Raw genomic sequence first — 17128 nt, 5'->3', positions numbered from 1 at the left:
TGTTCACTGCCATCGCTAATCTCATATCTCCTCTGAATCAGTCCGTTTGACCTGCCTGTATCTGCCATTTCGACGCTAAATCATGGTCTGCTCAATTTGTGGCATAGCCTTTGCTTTATTTGTTTTGTGGCAGGCATGTGTGGGTGGCGGAGATAAATTCGACTTAACTCGAGAAGGGGAAAATATGAAGCTGGTTACCGTGGTGATAAAACCATTTAAACTCGAGGATGTGCGTGAAGCCTTATCCTCTGTGGGTATTCAGGGGCTGACCGTAACCGAAGTCAAAGGATTTGGTCGTCAGAAAGGACATGCAGAACTCTATCGGGGAGCGGAATACAGCGTCAATTTCTTACCTAAAGTAAAGATTGATGTCGCGATTGCCGACGACCAATTGGATGAAGTGATTGATGTGATCAGTAAGGCGGCCTACACCGGCAAGATTGGTGATGGCAAAATTTTCGTTGCTGAATTGCAACGTGTTATTCGCATCCGTACTGGCGAAACAGACGAATCAGCACTGTAATTTGTAGGCTCAAATTGAGTGAATAGGGATGGGTTGATGATGAAAAAACTTTTATCCATGTTGGGCCTGAGTACGGCAGCGATGCTGCCTTCTTTGGCAATGGCCGCAGCCCCGGCTGTGGCTGATAAAGCAGATAATGCTTTTATGATGATCTGTACCGCTTTAGTTTTGTTTATGACTGTCCCCGGTATTGCCCTGTTCTACGGTGGCCTACTGCGCTCTAAAAACGTGTTGTCGATGATGACGCAGGTGATGGTGAGTTTTGCGCTGGTGTGCGTTCTGTGGATTCTCTACGGTTACAGCCTGGCATTTAGTGCCGGTAATGCTTTCTTCGGTGGTTTTGATATGGCAATGCTGAAAGGTATTGGCCTGACCAGCTTGAGTGGCACCTTCTATCAATATATCCATGTGGTATTTCAGGCGTCATTTGCCTGTATCACGGTGGCATTGGTGGTGGGATCATTCGCTGAACGTATTCGTTTCTCTGCGGTATTAATCTTTGCGGCGCTGTGGTTCACCTTCTCCTATCTGCCAATGGCGCATATGGTGTGGGGCGGCGGTTTCCTGGCAATGGATGGTGCGCTGGACTTTGCTGGCGGCACCGTTGTACACATTAATGCGGCGATTGCGGGCTTGGTAGGCGCTTATTTACTGGGCAAACGCGCAGGTTTCGGCAAAGAAGCATTCAAACCGCATAACTTACCGATGGTGTTTACCGGCACTGCCATTTTGTATATTGGCTGGTTTGGTTTCAATGCCGGTTCAGCCAGTGCAGCTAACGAAATTGCGGCACTTGCCTTCCTAAATACCGTGGTCGCCACTGCCGGGGCTATTTTGTCCTGGGTATTTGCCGAATGGATTTTACGCGGCAAGCCTTCATTGTTGGGCGCATGTTCAGGATGTATCGCAGGTTTGGTTGCGATCACTCCCGCTGCGGGTACGGTGGGGGTCGGGGGCGCACTGATTATCGGCTTGGTCGGGGGTGTTGCTGGTCTGTGGGGCGTGGTTCTGCTGAAGAAATGGCTGCGTGTAGATGATACCTGTGATGTGTTTGGTATCCACGGCGTTTGTGGGATTATCGGCTGTATCTTAACCGGCGTTTTCACCTCTGCTTCATTGGGAGGTACAGGTTATGCTGCGGGTGTCACGATGGGTCATCAGGTCGGTGTCCAGTTATTCAGCGTCGGTGTATGTCTGGTTTGGTCTGGTGTTGTTGCCTTCGTTGCCTTCAAAATCGCTGATTTGGTTGTGGGCCTGAGGGTGCCAGAAGAACAAGAACGCGAAGGGTTGGATGTTAATAGCCACGGCGAAAATGCTTATAATCAGTAAGTTAGCAATGTTAGAAAATAAATAATAAGAAAGTAAAAGGGGCGATGAAGATATCGCCCCTTATCTATTTGGCTGGTATCAACGATGTAATCGGATAACCCCTTCCTGCACTGTAGAGGCCACCAATACACCTTTACGGTTGTATATCTGCCCGCGAACAAAGCCGCGTGCACCAGAGGCTGACGTGCTTTCGACCGCATAAAGCAGCCAATCATCCAAACGGAATGGCCGGTGGAACCACATAGAATGGTCAATGGTGGCAATTTGCACGCCTGGCTCAAGGAAACCGATGCCGTGAGGTTGCAAGGCGGTAGGCAGGAAATTGAAATCTGAGGCATACCCCAGTAAATATTGATGAACCGATAAATCATTTGGCATGGTGCCGTTAGCACGGAACCAGACAGCGCGATGCGGTTCGGCCACTGCGCCTTGCAGCGGGTTGTGGAACTTTACCGGGCGCATTTCAATGGGCTGATGGCCAATAAATTTTTCCCGCACTTTTTCAGGAATTAAATGAGCAAACTTATGGGCAATGTCAGTTTCAGACATCAAACCTTCAGGTGGCGGCACATTCGGCATGGTGTTTTGGTGTTCGAAACCGGCTTCCTGGCTTTGGAATGAGGCCGTCATATAGAAGATGGGCTTGCCATTTTGAATCGCGCTGACCCGACGGGCGCTAAAACTGGTGCCATCACGCAGGGTTTCTACATCATAGATTATGGGTTTGCTGCTGTCGCCGGGGCGCAAAAAATAGCTGTGGAAAGAGTGGGCAGCGCGCTCTGCGGGCACCGTCTGCTTGGCTGCATAAATAGCCTGACCCACCACTTGGCCACCAAAGACCTGACGCAAGCCCAAGTCTTCACTTTGGCCACGGAATATCCCTTCCTCAATTTTTTCCAGAAAGAGTAGATCGAGCAGTTTTTGTAATGCCTGGCTCATGTTGTGGCCTCTGATAATTGAGTTCATACACAGTGTGCTGAATCTGCTGGTCAGTCGTCAATATATTGCGGTGAAAGCCAAATTTGTTGCTGATTTTCTGATAAGGAATCGTCTGATAAATAGCTTAATTGGGTATGAACTGATAATAAATAGCACTTTGTGCTATAATTAGCTTGCTAGGTGGTTGAAGCCACTTATTAAACGCAAGCTTATGTCAATAGCCTGCATCTTAATAATAAGAAGGAGTGCGACCTATGAAACCTTGGCAACCAATGAAATTCTGGCAGATCGTGGGTGGTGCAGCCGTTGTGGTCAGCCTGGCCGGTTGTGCTCATCAAGGGGCTGATGTTCCGGTACCTGCGCCCGCAGGCTCATCAACGGCGAACGCCGCTATTGCACAACCTGCGGTGAAGGGGACCGTGAATATCCGCGAGCGCGTAGCATTACCACCCGATGCGGTAGTGACCGTCACGCTGTCGGATGCTTCACTGGCTGATGCACCATCACGGGTGATTAGTCAGAAAGCGATGCGCACTGAGGGTAAGCAGGCACCGTTTAATTACATTTTGCCGTTTAACCCAGCAGATATTCAGCCAAATGCACGGATAATCGTCAGTGCAGCCGTTACCCATAACGGGCGGCTATTGTTTATCACTGATACCATTGCGGAAGTGATAAACCGTGGTGCAGGCACCCAGGCTAATTTGTTGCTGGTTCCTGTTACCTCTGTCGCGATCGAGACAACGCCTCTGGCAGCACCGACACCAGGCGTTGCGACCATACAGTAGTCCCACACACGCATAAACTGACATAGCGCCGCAGGCTACTCGTTATGCTGTGGCGCTATTTTGTTCGGTTTTTCCAACGATACTGTGGTAAGTCAACCCGGCCAGCCGCATCCATTTCGATTCCTTCGGCCTGTAGCGCCTTCTTTTGCCTCAGGTAATCTTCGCCGGTCAGCGATATTTCACCATAACGGTTGATCACCCGGAACCAAGGCAGCGTCGAGCCTTCAGGTAAGCGTTTCAATACGCCACCCACCTGCCTGGCCGCTCTGGGGGAGCCGATGAGTTGCGCAATATCGCCATAAGTTGCTACCTGACCATGAGGAATAGCAGCAACCACATAGAATACCCGTTGACGAAAGCTGTCCTGATGGGGCGGAGTGTCTTGCCGGGCGGCGTCAGACCCATTTTGATCCACGCTAGCGTATTTTGATGGCATCACCGCCTCCTGTTACTTGCCATTCGCCGTTACCTGCATAAAGGCTATCATCGGCGATTTTAGTGTCTGAGGAAAATAGATTTAACGCTAAGTTGATGATGGCTGGACAAGAAAGCACCGGTCAGCGCGTGTTGCCTTGCTATTTACTGGCTCATGGCCGATAATGCCCACCGCTCCAGAGTTTAGGGGCCGTCAACGTCAATGGAGGCCCTGTTGGTTCTCCCGCAACACTAACTTGTGAACTCGGTCAGATCCGGAAGGAAGCAGCCGTAGCAGGCGAGGTGTGTGCCGGGATGTAGCTGGCAGGGCCTCCACCATTTCTGTAGCTTAATTTATTAACCACTCAGTGCCACTCGCACTACTATTACCTCCTTTTGTTATCTATTTGATGGGTACCTTGACCTGTTTAACTGTTGTATTGCTAACTGTCTGACATGCTTTGCATCAATATCACCCGATGGGCGTTATTCTTATCCTCTGGGATTTTATTTTATCGATAAGACATTGTTGTGGCATATGTTAATGCATCGGTAAATTGTAACCGGAAATGGGATTTTTCTTATTATGTAATGAAGTCTGTTTCTATGTGGGTTTTTAGTAAGCTAAATATAACGGACTAATAATATGTTTCAATTATCGGCTATTAACTAAAATTGAATAAATTGGAAAGTTCCTGGCTACTTTACTTAAATGCTCTTACATAAGTCTGATGACTCAGGTGTTTTACCTAAACTCGAGGTACACAATAACGCAGGATTGAAATTTGCTTTCAATACCGTTACTTAATCAATAAGTCATCAAAAATTAAAACACTTACTCACCACCGAACTCATTGAAGCCGATAGCGATTATCGGCTCAACGTTGTGTGTCTTAACCAGCGTTAAGCAGACTATTTCACATGTTGCCAGACAGTTGGTGGGATTTTATCATAAAGCTTATTCATTGTTAGCTCAGCCAGACGGTGGTCCGCAGCAGAGTAAAACAATTCCAACTCGTCATCAGAAAGCTCATACTTATTTTTTTCAATTACACGTTCCAGCGTATCAATAGTTGTACATTTTCTTAAACGCATCAGGTAGTCAGTTTTTGTCATGGTGGTTTTTCTTCTCGATATACAAATTAATATAGGGAAACTATCCCTTAAGTTTTCATCAGGGTACAGATGTATTCCCCTGAGAAAAGTCTGAATAAACGCTCTTTAGTTTTTTGCCAGCGGTGCAATTCGGGATCATTGATGCCATAACTACTAAACAGAGTATAAGTATCGTCTAAATATTCTTCCACTAACTCTGACAAATCGCCGTCATCTGGGTATTTTATTTTAAAACTCATCACAAATGAAGCTATATGCTCGATCAAATCATTAAGCTGAAGGTTTACCGCAGATGTAGGATCATTTACCCAGCCATGATGGCTATCGCCAAGGGTTGCAATGCCTTCATCATACAGGTTTTCGCATAAAAATTTCAACTGGGCAATGTCATGCCGCTTAGGCGAGTACTCATCCATATCATCCCCTCCGTAAAGACTTAATTCGGTGTTGATAACACAATGTGAGTAGATTGATAATCGTATAAACGCAGAGGCTTATCTTTAAACTAAATAAACTTGCCATACTATGAATATAAATCATTTCTCCACTCGCCGCGTAACTTTATTACTTAATCTTACAATTCATCTGCGGTTGAAGGTCTGTCGTTGTTAATTATATCAAAGAGAATTCTTTTGGGATGTACAATAAATGTTACAGCGTTCGTTAGAAGTTCTTCAGTATTGATATCCAGACATGCGTTAAAGAGATACCACTGATATCGGTAAGTCATTGAATAACGGTTATCTTCGATATGCATAATCTCAAGAATCTCTAATGAACCCGGTGTATAGTGCGCATCTTCCGAATAATACATTAACCCGGAAACAAAACTTTCTTCGATTGTATGGATATTATTTCGGATAACATTTTTCAGTAATGAGATCGGGTAATGACCTGAAGTGAAGTCGCCAGCTATTTCATTGTTCATTAATTGTCCGTTTATGATAGTGGGAATAATTCATTTTTGCCGGGCAATACTCAAAAGAATGTACTGTTTTTTTCGATAGTAACTACTTACATGATTTAAATCAGAAAACTCAAGATAAATGAGATTTTCAACACATGCTGCCATTTAAGCCATCATGGCGTTATTTGAGCCATCATTCTTCGATAAAATAACATCCTCTAAATAGGATTTCCCATATTAAAGTCTATTACTAACAGTAAATCTAACATTTCGCTCTATTAAGCTAGAAGGTATTGTGGGTTTGGTCAAGAAGGGGCGATTTTGCATCCGTTCATGCAAGCTGTAACGATATGGTTTGCTATGTTTAAAGTCTGACAAATACTCAGGGCCACTTGAATTTGGTTATCTTATGTGATGTTATAATGTATCACTTAATATTCAATCATTTTCGCTATGAATAAACAGGATTTCCTTACCCGATTAAATTCGCTGCCTTATTGGACGCTATTTTCACTACCCTCATTGCAGCGTGTAGCAGGAGTCGCTTTACTGTGCCTGCTGTTATGGTGCGCCATCATTTGGGCGAATGTATTACCATGATAAATCTGGAAAACATTACACTGGGTTATGAGCGAGAGGCTCTGACACCCCCGTTAACGGGTTGCTTTAGGAAGGGTTCATTGACTGCGGTTATTGGTGCCAATGGTACCGGTAAATCGACATTACTTAAAACGTTGGCCGGGTTACAGCCTGCGCTCTCAGGGAAAATGAGGTTCACTTGCGGGAAATCGCCTCAAATTGCCTATCTTCCTCAACAGGCTGAATTGGATAAGCAGTTTCCGATCGTAGTGCAAGATGTGGTGGCGATGGGGTGCTGGCCGCAATGCGGGTTACTCGCTGGGCTGAGCCATCTATCACGACAACGTATCCAGCAGGCGTTGGATGCCGTTGGGATGGCTGATATGGCACGCCGACCTGTTGCCGAACTGTCGGGCGGGCAGCTGCAGCGGGTATTGTTTGCGCGCGTATTAGTACAGCAAGCGCAATTGATTCTGTTGGATGAGCCTTTTAGCGGTATTGACAGCCAGACGGTGCAACTTTTACTCGCAGTCATCCATCAGTTACATACTGAAGGCCGCACTATTATTGCGGTGTTGCATGATATGTCGATGGTCGCAGATCATTTTACAGAGGCATTGTGGTTAACGCCCCAACACTATGATTGGCAGCAATCGGCCCGGGTTCTTGCGCGGTTACATCAATCACAGCATACCTCTTGTCCCCTTTCCTCAGTGTTGCGTCAGCCCGAATCTCAGGCGGTTATCAATTTATGATGGTATTTCATTTGCTTACCGATCCTTTTGTTGACTTCGGTTTTATGCGACGGGCGTTGGTTGCGTGTCTGGCATTGTCACTTAGTGCAGCGCCACTTGGGGTTTTCTTATTATTGCGACGAATGAGTCTGGTAGGCGATGCTTTGTCTCACGCGGTATTGCCCGGTGCGGCTATCGGCTATTTGATCTCCGGCATGTCGCTGGTGGCGATGGGGATAGGGGGGTTTATTGCTGGTTTGGCGGTGGCTATGATGTCTGGTTGGGTGAGCCGCCGGACATTATTAAAGGAAGATGCCAGTTTTGCGGGTTTTTATCTTGGTTCACTGGCGTTAGGGGTCACATTGGTTTCGCTGCGCGGTTCCAATATGGATCTGCTACATGTTTTGTTTGGTTCTATTCTGGCGGTCGATAGAGAAGCCATGACGCTGGTCGGCGCGATTACCACCGTGTCGATGCTGGTTTTAGCGGCTATTTATCGTGCGCTGGTGATTGAGTCATTTGATCCGGTCTTTCTGCGCGTCAGTATGGGCCGCTGGTTGATGGTGGTACACGCCTTGTTTCTCTCATTGGTGGTTATCAATCTGGTCGCCGGATTTCAGATCCTTGGTACGTTAATGTCAGTAGGATTAATGATGTTACCGGCTGCCAGCGCCCGTTTCTGGGCAAAAAACCTACCAAATACGCTGGTTGTCGCCATGTTGATTGGTGTGGCTGCTAGTGTTATCGGCCTGCTCTGGTCGTATTACGCATCATTACCCGCCGGGCCTGCCATTGTGCTCAGTGCCAGTTTTATCTTCTTTTTGTCTATTTTATTTGGAACGCGTGGTGGTGTTTTGACTGCCGCGCGCCGTTGAGAAGTGCCTGTTATTAAAGGAGAGTTAAATGAAGCGTTTACCTATTGGTTTGGCGGTAGCTGCCCTGCTGTCAAGCCCGCTGGCAATGGCTAAAGTCGTCGAAGCGGTAGCCAGTTTTTCTATTTTGGGTGATATCGTCCAGCAGGTGGGGGGCGAACATGTCAATGTGGTCACACTGGTTGGGCCGAATGGCGATCCGCATGGTTTTTCACCGTCACCGAAGGACAGTAAACAGATAGCGAAAGCGGATGTGGTATTTATCAGTGGTTTGGGGTTGGAAGGGTGGCTGGAGCGTTTGGTTACCGCATCTGGCTATAAAGGTCAGGTCATTACGGCTTCACATGGGGTTGATAGCCGCAAAATGGATGAAGAGGGTAAAACTGTCACAGACCCTCATGCATGGAACAGTATGGCGAATGGTATCAAATATGCTAACAATGTAATGAATGCTTTGATTGCAGCAGATCCCGCAGATGCTGATTATTTCCGCAAACGTGGTGGAGAGTACATTCAGCACTTGGAAAAGCTGGATGCTTTTGCGAAAGCGCAGTTTGCCGCAATTCCCGCGCAACAGCGTAAAGTGCTGACCAGCCACGATGCTTTCGGCTATTTCGGCCAAGAGTATGGGGTTACTTTCTTGTCACCTGTCGGTTTCTCAACCGAAGCTGAAGCCAGCGCTAGCGATGTGGCTGGCTTGATCAGGCAAATCAAACAAGAAAAAGTAAAAACCTATTTTATTGAGAATCAGACCGATCCCCGCTTGGTAAAACAAATTGCCGCAGCCAGCGGCGCTCAGGCGGGAGGCGAGCTTTATCCTGAGGCATTGTCCCTAGCCGATGGCCCGGCAGCGACATATACCGACGCTTTTAAACACAATGTGGATACTCTCGTGAAGAGCATGAAGTAATGGTGTAAACATGAGTGCTGGCCTCTGATTTGAAATGAGGCCAGTCTTCACTGACATTTCTGACAGGCAAAAAAAGCCCCGTTGGGCAGCAACAGGGCTTTGACTTACAAATAGCTTCACCAGCAATATCACCGCTTTTTATGGGTTCCCCCCTGAACTGCTTTAAAACGCGGGTTACTTTTACAAATCACATAGACACGGCCACGGCGACGGACGATTTTACAGTCTGGATGGCGGTTTTTCGCAGAACGTAATGAACTTAATACTTGCATGGTTAATTCTCTGGGTTAGCTGGTTTTTTTGGTTAGGAAACTGCCAAAGCGTTGGTTGAAGCGTGCAGTACTGCCTTCTTTTGCATACTCTTTTTGTTTTCCGGTGTAATACGGATGTGACGCCGAGGAGATATCCAGTGTGACATAAGGATAGGTTTGACCATCACGCTCGATAGTGCGGCTGGTCGCGATGGTTGATCCGACGGTGAAATAGGTATCTGCACTGGTGTCATGAAAAACCACCGTACGATAGTTAGGATGGATGCCCGTTTTCATAAGAATCTCATATGTTATGTTATAATATAACATTAATTATGCACTCTTCACTTGGGGGTTTCAAGCCTAATAAAAAAGAAAAAAGCCCACAAATTGAAGTTCGCAGGCTCTATGAATGGCGTTCGACTGCTGGCGTTGTATTAGGCGACGGGGTGTCATTTTGGTATGTGTGGCTTCATTACCTAAGGTCACAGGGTTACTACGTTCAATCAGTTGCGGGGTTCAGCTAACTGCTTCCAGAAAGAGCGGCCATTCTGTGGTGCCTTGGCTGCGAAAAATTCGCATACCGTTGCACCAATGTCTGACATTGTTTGGCGTATGCCAAGCTGTGTTGCGGTTTGATTGATGCGATAAACCAGCACCGGAACGTGCTCGCGGGTATGTTTACTGTGGCCGATAGTGGGATCGTTACCGTGATCCGCCATTACGACCAGACAATCATCGATTGTCATGGCGGCCATGATTTTGCCTAACATGCTATCGACCAATTGCAGACGTTCTGCGTAGCGCTCCACATCCTGCGCGTGTCCTGCAAGGTCAGTTTCCTGAATATTGGCACAAATAAACGCACTCTTCGGGCGCTGAACTTCTGCCAATGTGATATCTAAAATGGTTTGCGAATCAACCCGCTGCGGGTAACTCCGCCCAGCACAATTGGCCACGATATCAGCAACTTTGCCAACCAATATCGTTGGCACTCGAACTTGATCAAGTTGATGAGGTACCTGAACATCGGCATCGACACCATAACCGAGATGAATAACCTGAAATCCGTTATCATAAACACCAGACTTCGGGCTATTAATGCCAATATATTGCTGTTGTTTAACTTCAGCTGATCTTATGATTTCATGGCTGTCCATCAATAGCCCGCCATAGGCAATGACACGGTTTACCTCCACGCAACGGCGGACAATACGGCCCATGTTTTCTACCTGCTCAAAATTGATGGCATTTAAATTAGCACAAATATTAAATACCTGGCCTAAGTCTGCCTCAAGATTGTCACCGATGGCGACAGCATCGTTTACCCACAGAAAGCGTAACTCGCTGCTATCGTCAGGCGCACCGCGCTCCTCAACCTGATAACCTTGCCGGATCAACGCATTAGCCACACGCGCTTTTACCCTGGAAAAGGGCATAAGACGCGGAGCGCACGGCAGGGTTCCCATAATTTCCTGATGCCCCATAAAGGTATCGCCGCCAACATGTTGTAATCGGGCAACACCAAAGCAGGCTTGTGGATTCTCCTGCATGACGCTATCAGTGAAATGGGGAGCTGCCAGATGTAAGGCATTCATCAGACCTAGCTTTTCCAGGTGGGGTAAACGCATTTGCGGATAGGTTTGTAAAATATGACCACAGGTATTAGCTTCGACATCTTGTGGGCGAATCTGTGCAGCATCAGGCATAGCACCCACCCCAAAGCTATCAATCACCAAAATGATGAATTTACTCATAACCCCTCCTAATGTGTGGATGGTGGAATGGTATTTCCCTGGCTATCAAAAATGCCGAGGAGCATGGGCTGGCCTGACTGGATGCCGGTTACCAAAGCCACATCACTGCGGGTAACAAAAATTTGGGTACGAAAACACATAATGACCGGGCTGCCGACAGGGAACACTTCAGCCAGGCCGAGGGTATAATCAATGCTGTCATTATCGTGGCTCAATACGTTGCCTGGCCGCCATTGTTGGTCATACACCAGAGCGTGATTGAGGTGTCCGCGCCGATAGTACCCACCGCCATAGCAGTAACTATGGTTCTGATAACAATGGGATATTTCAGAGAGATAGAGCATCGCAATATGTTCGGGCTGCTCACCTTGCTGATTGGAAGGCATCGTGCCGGTCAATGAATGGCCGGGTTCGGCATGGGTAATGCCATAATGTGCGAGTATCGGGATACTCTCGACGCTGGTTGCCGATGGGCCATTGACCTGATCGACACAAATCCCCTGATGCTCAAGAATACTTTTTGCCTCAAGCAGCGTATTGAGGTTCGGGCTGGGTAAGGTTTTGCCTTTTTCACTGTCAAAAAGCAGGCAAGGGAAGTGGGTGACGCCCGCCAGTCGCACACCGGCTAGCATTTTTATTTCACTAATGACCTCAGGCAGTTCATCTAGCGAGAATCCGGCTTCCTGCCCCGGATAAATCAAGTCATCGGGATGGGAGACTTTCAGCAGCAAGGCTTGTTTTATTCCCAGACGTGTCGCGGCGGCGGCGATTTCCTTTGCTTTTGCCACGCTGTAGACCGTAATGACCTCCGGTTGGTGGGCAACTATCTCATCCACCATTCCGCTTGGGATCTGCACCAAGTGGCCGATATGAGCGACGGGCAAATGGTGCCGATAAAGCTGGCGTGCCTCTTTATAATCGACGGCGACAATACCTTTATAGCCACATTCCAACAGGATTTTGCATAGCTGTGGATTGCGGCCAAACTGCTTGCTCATCAGGTAAAGGGTAATGCCATAGCGTGCTGCGGTTTCCAACAGTAAACGGGCATTGTCTTTGACCTGATCGACGTCAATAACGTAGGTATCCGGCTTAATGGCCCCCCGTTGCCATAATGTGAGCGCTGCATCTATGAGTGCTGGATTCTGTTTTTCTAGTGCTTTCAGTAGCATATAAATCCCTTTGCGATTCCCTTCTTGCTTGACGTTACACCGTTATTCGCCGCCCAGCGGCAATCTCAATAGCATTAGATCGACATTATATAATTTCATTATTTTGAATATTTAATCTGAGTATAGGACGAATTTGGTGTGGCAGTCATATTATCGCTCTACTGTTATAAATACTCAGGTGTATTCGCTGTGTGGCTACTCTCTTGGGTTATATTCATTTTTATGAGGGTTTTTATCTTAGTAACTTATTACCTGACTGTAAATGCGTAAGATGCTACTCGATAGACTGATCACAATATAACCCTACTAATGCAGCGGATGACTGAATAATAGTGATAGCGTGCTGTTTTATCTGGTCTAAAGTGGGACTGGTGAGCCAAAAGAAAAGGCCGCTGAGCGGCCTTTATGGTAATACATGAACTCGGTATCTAATACCTATACGATTTACTTCACCGTATGGTCAACCGCATGAGTGTGCTCTATATCTTCATTTTTTCTACTGAAGCGGCGGCGAACCACCACAAAGAATACCGGAACAAAGAAGATAGCCAATACGGTCGCGGTGATCATCCCGCCCATAACACCGGTACCTACCGCGTTCTGTGCGCCAGAGCCTGCACCACTACTGATAACCAGTGGCAGAACCCCAAGGATAAAGGCCAGTGAGGTCATCAGAATTGGACGCAAACGCATACGAACCGCTTCCAGTGTTGATTCCACCAGGCCTTTGCCTTCTTTATCCATTAAGTCCTTGGCGAACTCAACAATCAAAATGGCGTTCTTGGCCGATAGCCCGATAGTGGTCAATAAGCCCACCTGGAAGTAAACGTCGTTATTCAGACCGCGTAAGGAAGCGGCCAGTAACGCACCCACGACACCCAGTGGTACCACCAACATTACGGAGAACGGAATCGACCAGCTTTCATACAACGCCGCCAGACACAGGAACACGACTATCAGCGAGATGGCATACAGTGCCGGAGCCTGATTACCAGACAGACGTTCCTGATAGGACATTCCCGTCCAGTCATAACCGACGCCGCTTGGTAATTTAGATGCCAACTCCTGCATCAGGTCCATTGCCTCACCGGTACTTTTACCCGGTGCAGCCTGACCCAGGATTTCCATTGATGGCAACCCGTTGTAGCGTTCAAGTCGCGGTGAACCGTATTCCCATTTCGCGCTGGAGAAGGTATTAAACGATACCATCTGACCGACGTTGTTACGGACATACCACTTATCAATATCATCCGGTAACATGCGGAATGGTGCAGCAGCCTGGACATAGACTTTCTTCACACGACCACGGTCGATAAAGTCGTTTACATAGTTGCCGCCCATAGCTGAACCGAGCGTAGTATTGATGTCAGAGATAGAGACTCCCAGAGCCTGGGCTTTCTCCTGATCCACTTCCACTTTGAACTGCGGCGTATCTTCCAACCCGTTCGGCCGCATCCCGATCAGCATATCCGGATGTTGTGCCGCCATGCCAAACAGTTGGTTACGTGCTTCGGTTAATTTCTGATGCCCGACGTTACCCTGATCAATCAACTGGAAGTCGAAACCGGTAGCCGTACCCAATTCAACAATGGCGGGTAAGTTAAAGGCGAACACCAAACCGTCTTTAATTTGCGAGAAGGCTGCGGATGCACGATCTACAATTGCCGGAACCTTGTTTTCAGCCCCCGGACGTTCGCTCCAGTCTTTAAGACTGATGAATGCCAGACCGGTATTCTGCCCCTGACCACTAAAACCGAAGCCGTTAACGGTAAACACCGAGTTAACGACATCTTTTTCTTTGTCGAGGTAATAGTCAGTCACCTGATTGAGCACTTTCTGAGTACGTTCTTGTGTCGCACCTGCTGGCATCTGCACCATCGTTAGGAACACGCCCTGATCTTCTTCTGGCAAAAATGAAGAAGGTAAACGCAGGAACAGCACGCCCATACCAACTACAATTGCCAGGTAGATCAACAAATAACGGCCAGTGCTGCGCAGAATGTTGGCTACGCTGTCAGTATAGTGGTGAGTGCTTTTTTCGAACATGCGGTTAAACCAACCGAAGAAGCCGGTTTTCGGCCCATGTTCGCCTTTGGCGATAGGTTTTAGCATGGTGGCGCACAGCGCGGGTGTCAGAATCAATGCCACCAGAACCGAGAGCACCATTGCCGAAACGATAGTAATAGAGAACTGACGATAAATCGCCCCGGTTGCACCGCCGAAGAAGGCCATCGGGATAAATACCGCCGACAGTACCATCGCGATCCCCACCAATGCGCCCTGGATCTGCTCCATCGACTTCTTGGTGGCTTCTTTCGGTGGTAACCCTTCTTCTTGCATGACACGTTCGACGTTTTCTACCACGACGATGGCGTCATCCACCAATAGCCCTATCGCCAACACCATCCCGAACATCGTTAGGGTGTTTATCGAATAGCCAAAAACAGAAAGTATGGCAAAGGTACCTAGCAATACTACCGGCACTGCAATCGTTGGGATCAAGGTTGCGCGGAAGTTTTGCAGGAACAGGTACATTACCAGGAACACCAGAATAATAGCTTCTATCAGCGTCTTAACCACTTCGTGGATTGAAATCTTAACGAATGGTGTGGTGTCGTACGGATAAACCACTTTCAACCCGGCAGGGAAGAAGGGTTGCAATTTTTCCAGTTCGGCTTTAACCGCCGCAGAGGTGTTCAGGGCGTTAGCACCGGTTGCCAGCTTAATACCAATACCCGCAGCAGGTTTACCGTTATAACGGGCGATGACGTTATAACTTTCAGCACCCAGTTGAACGATAGCCACATCTTTCAGGCGCACCTGAGAGCCGTCAGTATTGACTTTCAGCAAGATCTGGCTGAATTCTTCCGCGTTAGTTAACCGGGTCTGCGCAATGATTGATGAGTTCAGTTCCTGACCCGGTACTGGTGGCGTGCCGCCGAGCTGACCGGCTGCTACCTGGTTGTTCTGCACTTTGATAGCATTGATAACATCAACCGGCGTCAGGCCGAAGTTATTCAGTTTGTGCGGGTCCATCCAGATACGCATTGCGTATTGGGAACCGAATAACTGAACATCCCCCACCCCAGCGGTACGGCTGATAGGATCTTTGATGTTAGAACCTACATAGTCAGCGATATCTTCCTGTTGCATGGTGCCGTCTTCAGAAATAAAGCCGGCCACCATCAGGAAGCTACTACTGGACTTTTCAACACTCACACCTTGCTGCTGCACTTCTTGCGGCAGCAATGGCATGGCCAATTGCAGTTTGTTCTGGACCTGAACCTGAGCGATATCCGGATCAGTGCCTGAGTTAAAGGTCAACGTCAACTGCACGCTACCGGATGAGTCACTGCTGGAAGACATATATAACAGGTTATCGATACCGTTCATGTTCTGTTCGATAACCTGCGTTACTGTATTCTGCACAGTGGTCGCATCGGCGCCTGGATAGTTGGCGGAGATTGAAATTGCCGGTGGCGCGATGGTTGGATACTGCGCAACGGGTAATTTCATTATCGCAAGGGCACCCGCCAACATGATGATGATGGCGATAACCCATGCGAAAATAGGGCGATCTATAAAGTACTTAGCCATGAATTACCGGCTCCTTTTAAGACTTCTTCGCTGTTTCAGCCGGGGCTGGTTTTTGCGCCGGGTCAGTAACTTCCTGCACTTTAACCTGTACGCCCGGTTTGATTTTCTGCAAGCCGGAAACAATCAGGCGATCACCTGCTTTCAATCCGTCAGTAACCAACCACTTATTACCAATAGCCTGATTAGCGGTCAGCGTGCGCATTTCAACTTTGTTATCTGCACCAACCACCATTGCCGTTGCTTCACCACGCGGGTTACGGGTAACACCTTGTTGCGGCACTAACAGCGCATCAGGTCGCACACCTTCATCCAAACGGGCGCGAACGAACATTCCTGGCAGCAGCGCTTCATTCGGGTTAGGGAAGATAGCGCGGATAGTAATTGAACCGGTGGTTTCATCGACGGTCACACCCGAGAACTCCAGTGTCCCGGTTTCAGCATATTCAGTGCCGTTTTGCAGCAACAAACGAACCTTAGCTTTACCGTTTTCCTGCTTGAGCGTGCCATCAGCCAGCTCTTTTTTCAGGCGTAGGAACTCGTCACTTGATTGCGTTACATCAACGTACATTGGATCAAGTTGTTGAACCGTGGTCATTGCTGTCGCCTGACCACTGGTTACCAGAGCGCCTTCGGTAACTGAAGATTTACCTGTACGGCCAGTGATAGGCGAGGTTACTTGAGTATATGCCAGGTTAATGCGGGCAGTTTCCACAGCGGCTTTCGCTGCCAGAACCGCAGCATTGGCCTGCATAGAATCAGACACCGCCTGATCATACTCTTGTTTACTGATGTAGTTGGTACCCAGTAATGGTTTGTAGCGGTTTACCGTCAGACGCGCAATTTCAGCGGCGGCTTGTGCTTTGGCTAAATCACCTTTAGCGCTGTCATAAGCGGCCTGGTAAGTCGCCGGATCAATTTGATAAAGGGATGTTCCGGCGGTGACATCACTGCCTTCAACATAGTTACGTTTAAGGATAATACCGCTAACTTGCGGACGAACTTCTGCAATACGGAATGCGGACGTGCGGCCCGGTAGTTCGGTTGTGATATTCAGCGGTGCTGCTTTCAATGTCACAATACCAACTTCAGGAGCCTGTTGAGCATGGGCTTGTGCCGCATCTTTATCATTACATCCTATAAGTACTAAGCTGCCTGAAAGTACCAGAATTGCAGCCAGAGGCATTACCCCTCTGTTTTTGCTCATAGATAAACCTCAAGTGTCCGATTTTTAATTTAATTC

At 47.8% G+C, this 17128-nt stretch carries 17 protein-coding genes and 1 other RNA gene; 7 read left to right on the top strand and 11 right to left on the bottom strand.

What is annotated here, in order from left to right; genetic code table 11:
• Positions 1–184: 184 nt before the first annotated feature.
• Both glnK and amtB read left to right on the top strand, forming a co-directional pair.
• Positions 185–523: a P-II family nitrogen regulator gene (glnK, locus tag YALDO0001_RS11560; RefSeq protein WP_042546627.1), complete on the top strand. Its 339-nt coding sequence runs from the start codon at positions 185–187 to the stop codon at positions 521–523.
• A 39-nt stretch (positions 524–562) separates the two neighbouring features.
• Complete coding sequence (gene amtB / locus YALDO0001_RS11555; RefSeq protein WP_042839896.1) at positions 563–1852, top strand: ammonium transporter AmtB; 1290 nt, start codon at positions 563–565, stop codon at positions 1850–1852.
• A gap of 78 nt (positions 1853–1930) precedes the next feature.
• Here the strand turns inward: amtB and tesB are convergent, their stop codons facing one another.
• A complete protein-coding gene (tesB, locus tag YALDO0001_RS11550; protein ID WP_004703342.1) occupies positions 1931–2791 on the bottom strand; it encodes an acyl-CoA thioesterase II in 861 nt (286 codons plus the stop codon).
• A gap of 254 nt (positions 2792–3045) precedes the next feature.
• Here tesB and YALDO0001_RS11545 point away from each other — a divergent pair, with 254 nt between their 5' ends.
• Entirely contained in the window at positions 3046–3579 is a 534-nt protein-coding gene (locus tag YALDO0001_RS11545; RefSeq protein ID WP_004703340.1) for a YbaY family lipoprotein, read from the top strand.
• A gap of 55 nt (positions 3580–3634) precedes the next feature.
• Here the strand turns inward: YALDO0001_RS11545 and YALDO0001_RS11540 are convergent, their stop codons facing one another.
• Entirely contained in the window at positions 3635–4015 is a 381-nt protein-coding gene (locus YALDO0001_RS11540) for an MGMT family protein (RefSeq protein ID WP_082039561.1), read from the bottom strand.
• A 211-nt stretch (positions 4016–4226) separates the two neighbouring features.
• Between YALDO0001_RS11540 and ffs the strand changes: the two genes are divergently transcribed.
• An RNA gene (ffs, locus tag YALDO0001_RS20200) (signal recognition particle sRNA small type) lies at positions 4227–4323 on the top strand.
• Between the two features lie 582 nt (positions 4324–4905).
• On the opposite strand, the gene ymoA is transcribed toward ffs, so the two are convergent.
• From ymoA to YALDO0001_RS11525, 3 genes are all read right to left on the bottom strand, one after another.
• Positions 4906–5109 (bottom strand): expression modulating protein YmoA, encoded by a 204-nt coding sequence (gene ymoA, locus YALDO0001_RS11535; protein WP_002208622.1) that lies wholly within the window; start codon positions 5107–5109, stop codon positions 4906–4908.
• Between the two features lie 47 nt (positions 5110–5156).
• Positions 5157–5525, bottom strand: coding sequence for an Hha toxicity modulator TomB (gene tomB / locus YALDO0001_RS11530; protein WP_004703332.1), 369 nt, complete (start codon positions 5523–5525; stop codon positions 5157–5159).
• A gap of 158 nt (positions 5526–5683) precedes the next feature.
• Entirely contained in the window at positions 5684–6037 is a 354-nt protein-coding gene (locus YALDO0001_RS11525; protein WP_042839885.1) for a hypothetical protein, read from the bottom strand.
• 575 nt (positions 6038–6612) lie between these two features.
• Here YALDO0001_RS11525 and YALDO0001_RS11520 point away from each other — a divergent pair.
• The 3 genes from YALDO0001_RS11520 to YALDO0001_RS11510 are packed head-to-tail and all read left to right on the top strand — an operon-like array spanning position 6613 to position 9111.
• A complete protein-coding gene (locus YALDO0001_RS11520; RefSeq protein ID WP_042839894.1) occupies positions 6613–7350 on the top strand; it encodes a metal ABC transporter ATP-binding protein in 738 nt (245 codons plus the stop codon).
• Complete coding sequence (locus tag YALDO0001_RS11515; protein WP_042546622.1) at positions 7347–8204, top strand: metal ABC transporter permease; 858 nt, start codon at positions 7347–7349, stop codon at positions 8202–8204. Before YALDO0001_RS11520 ends, YALDO0001_RS11515 begins: the two co-directional genes overlap by 4 nt.
• A 28-nt stretch (positions 8205–8232) precedes the next feature.
• The gene (locus tag YALDO0001_RS11510) at positions 8233–9111 is read left to right on the top strand and encodes a metal ABC transporter substrate-binding protein (protein ID WP_004703326.1); all 879 of its coding nucleotides are present in this window, start codon (positions 8233–8235) and stop codon (positions 9109–9111) included.
• Positions 9112–9239: 128 nt separating this feature from the next.
• On the opposite strand, the gene ykgO is transcribed toward YALDO0001_RS11510, so the two are convergent.
• The 6 genes from ykgO to acrA form a co-directional block, all read right to left on the bottom strand.
• Positions 9240–9383: a type B 50S ribosomal protein L36 gene (gene ykgO, locus YALDO0001_RS11505; RefSeq protein WP_002208618.1), complete on the bottom strand. Its 144-nt coding sequence runs from the start codon at positions 9381–9383 to the stop codon at positions 9240–9242.
• A gap of 15 nt (positions 9384–9398) precedes the next feature.
• On the bottom strand, positions 9399–9659 hold the full coding sequence (locus YALDO0001_RS11500) for a type B 50S ribosomal protein L31 (protein WP_004703318.1): 261 nt from the start codon (positions 9657–9659) through the stop codon (positions 9399–9401).
• A 209-nt stretch (positions 9660–9868) separates the two neighbouring features.
• Positions 9869–11119: a phosphopentomutase gene (locus tag YALDO0001_RS11495; protein ID WP_004703316.1), complete on the bottom strand. Its 1251-nt coding sequence runs from the start codon at positions 11117–11119 to the stop codon at positions 9869–9871.
• 8 nt (positions 11120–11127) lie between these two features.
• Positions 11128–12291 (bottom strand): YhfX family PLP-dependent enzyme, encoded by a 1164-nt coding sequence (locus tag YALDO0001_RS11490; protein WP_004703315.1) that lies wholly within the window; start codon positions 12289–12291, stop codon positions 11128–11130.
• Positions 12292–12735: 444 nt separating this feature from the next.
• Positions 12736–15888, bottom strand: coding sequence for an efflux RND transporter permease AcrB (acrB, locus tag YALDO0001_RS11485; protein WP_004703313.1), 3153 nt, complete (start codon positions 15886–15888; stop codon positions 12736–12738).
• A 16-nt stretch (positions 15889–15904) separates the two neighbouring features.
• Positions 15905–17092 (bottom strand): efflux RND transporter adaptor subunit AcrA, encoded by a 1188-nt coding sequence (gene acrA / locus YALDO0001_RS11480; RefSeq protein ID WP_042546619.1) that lies wholly within the window; start codon positions 17090–17092, stop codon positions 15905–15907.
• Positions 17093–17128 lie beyond the last annotated feature (36 nt).

This window comes from Yersinia aldovae ATCC 35236, assembly GCF_000173735.1.
In the GTDB taxonomy this organism is placed as follows: Bacteria; Pseudomonadota; Gammaproteobacteria; order Enterobacterales; family Enterobacteriaceae; genus Yersinia; species Yersinia aldovae.
Note: the sequence above shows the minus strand (reverse complement) of the source record. Positions and strands in the feature narration are given on the sequence as shown.

Coding starts and splice junctions, on each gene's coding strand:
- YALDO0001_RS11510 (WP_004703326.1), top strand. CDS start 8,233: ATGAAGCGTTTACCTATTGGTTTGGCGGTAGCTGCCCTGCTGTCAAGC.
- YALDO0001_RS11515 (WP_042546622.1), top strand. CDS start 7,347: ATGATGGTATTTCATTTGCTTACCGATCCTTTTGTTGACTTCGGTTTT.
- tomB (WP_004703332.1), bottom strand. CDS start 5,525: ATGGATGAGTACTCGCCTAAGCGGCATGACATTGCCCAGTTGAAATTT.
- YALDO0001_RS11490 (WP_004703315.1), bottom strand. CDS start 12,291: ATGCTACTGAAAGCACTAGAAAAACAGAATCCAGCACTCATAGATGCA.
- YALDO0001_RS11525 (WP_042839885.1), bottom strand. CDS start 6,037: ATGAACAATGAAATAGCTGGCGACTTCACTTCAGGTCATTACCCGATC.
- acrA (WP_042546619.1), bottom strand. CDS start 17,092: ATGAGCAAAAACAGAGGGGTAATGCCTCTGGCTGCAATTCTGGTACTT.
- glnK (WP_042546627.1), top strand. CDS start 185: ATGAAGCTGGTTACCGTGGTGATAAAACCATTTAAACTCGAGGATGTG.
- YALDO0001_RS11520 (WP_042839894.1), top strand. CDS start 6,613: ATGATAAATCTGGAAAACATTACACTGGGTTATGAGCGAGAGGCTCTG.
- ymoA (WP_002208622.1), bottom strand. CDS start 5,109: ATGACAAAAACTGACTACCTGATGCGTTTAAGAAAATGTACAACTATT.
- YALDO0001_RS11545 (WP_004703340.1), top strand. CDS start 3,046: ATGAAACCTTGGCAACCAATGAAATTCTGGCAGATCGTGGGTGGTGCA.
- YALDO0001_RS11540 (WP_082039561.1), bottom strand. CDS start 4,015: ATGCCATCAAAATACGCTAGCGTGGATCAAAATGGGTCTGACGCCGCC.
- amtB (WP_042839896.1), top strand. CDS start 563: ATGAAAAAACTTTTATCCATGTTGGGCCTGAGTACGGCAGCGATGCTG.
- acrB (WP_004703313.1), bottom strand. CDS start 15,888: ATGGCTAAGTACTTTATAGATCGCCCTATTTTCGCATGGGTTATCGCC.
- tesB (WP_004703342.1), bottom strand. CDS start 2,791: ATGAGCCAGGCATTACAAAAACTGCTCGATCTACTCTTTCTGGAAAAA.
- YALDO0001_RS11495 (WP_004703316.1), bottom strand. CDS start 11,119: ATGAGTAAATTCATCATTTTGGTGATTGATAGCTTTGGGGTGGGTGCT.
- ykgO (WP_002208618.1), bottom strand. CDS start 9,383: ATGCAAGTATTAAGTTCATTACGTTCTGCGAAAAACCGCCATCCAGAC.
- YALDO0001_RS11500 (WP_004703318.1), bottom strand. CDS start 9,659: ATGAAAACGGGCATCCATCCTAACTATCGTACGGTGGTTTTTCATGAC.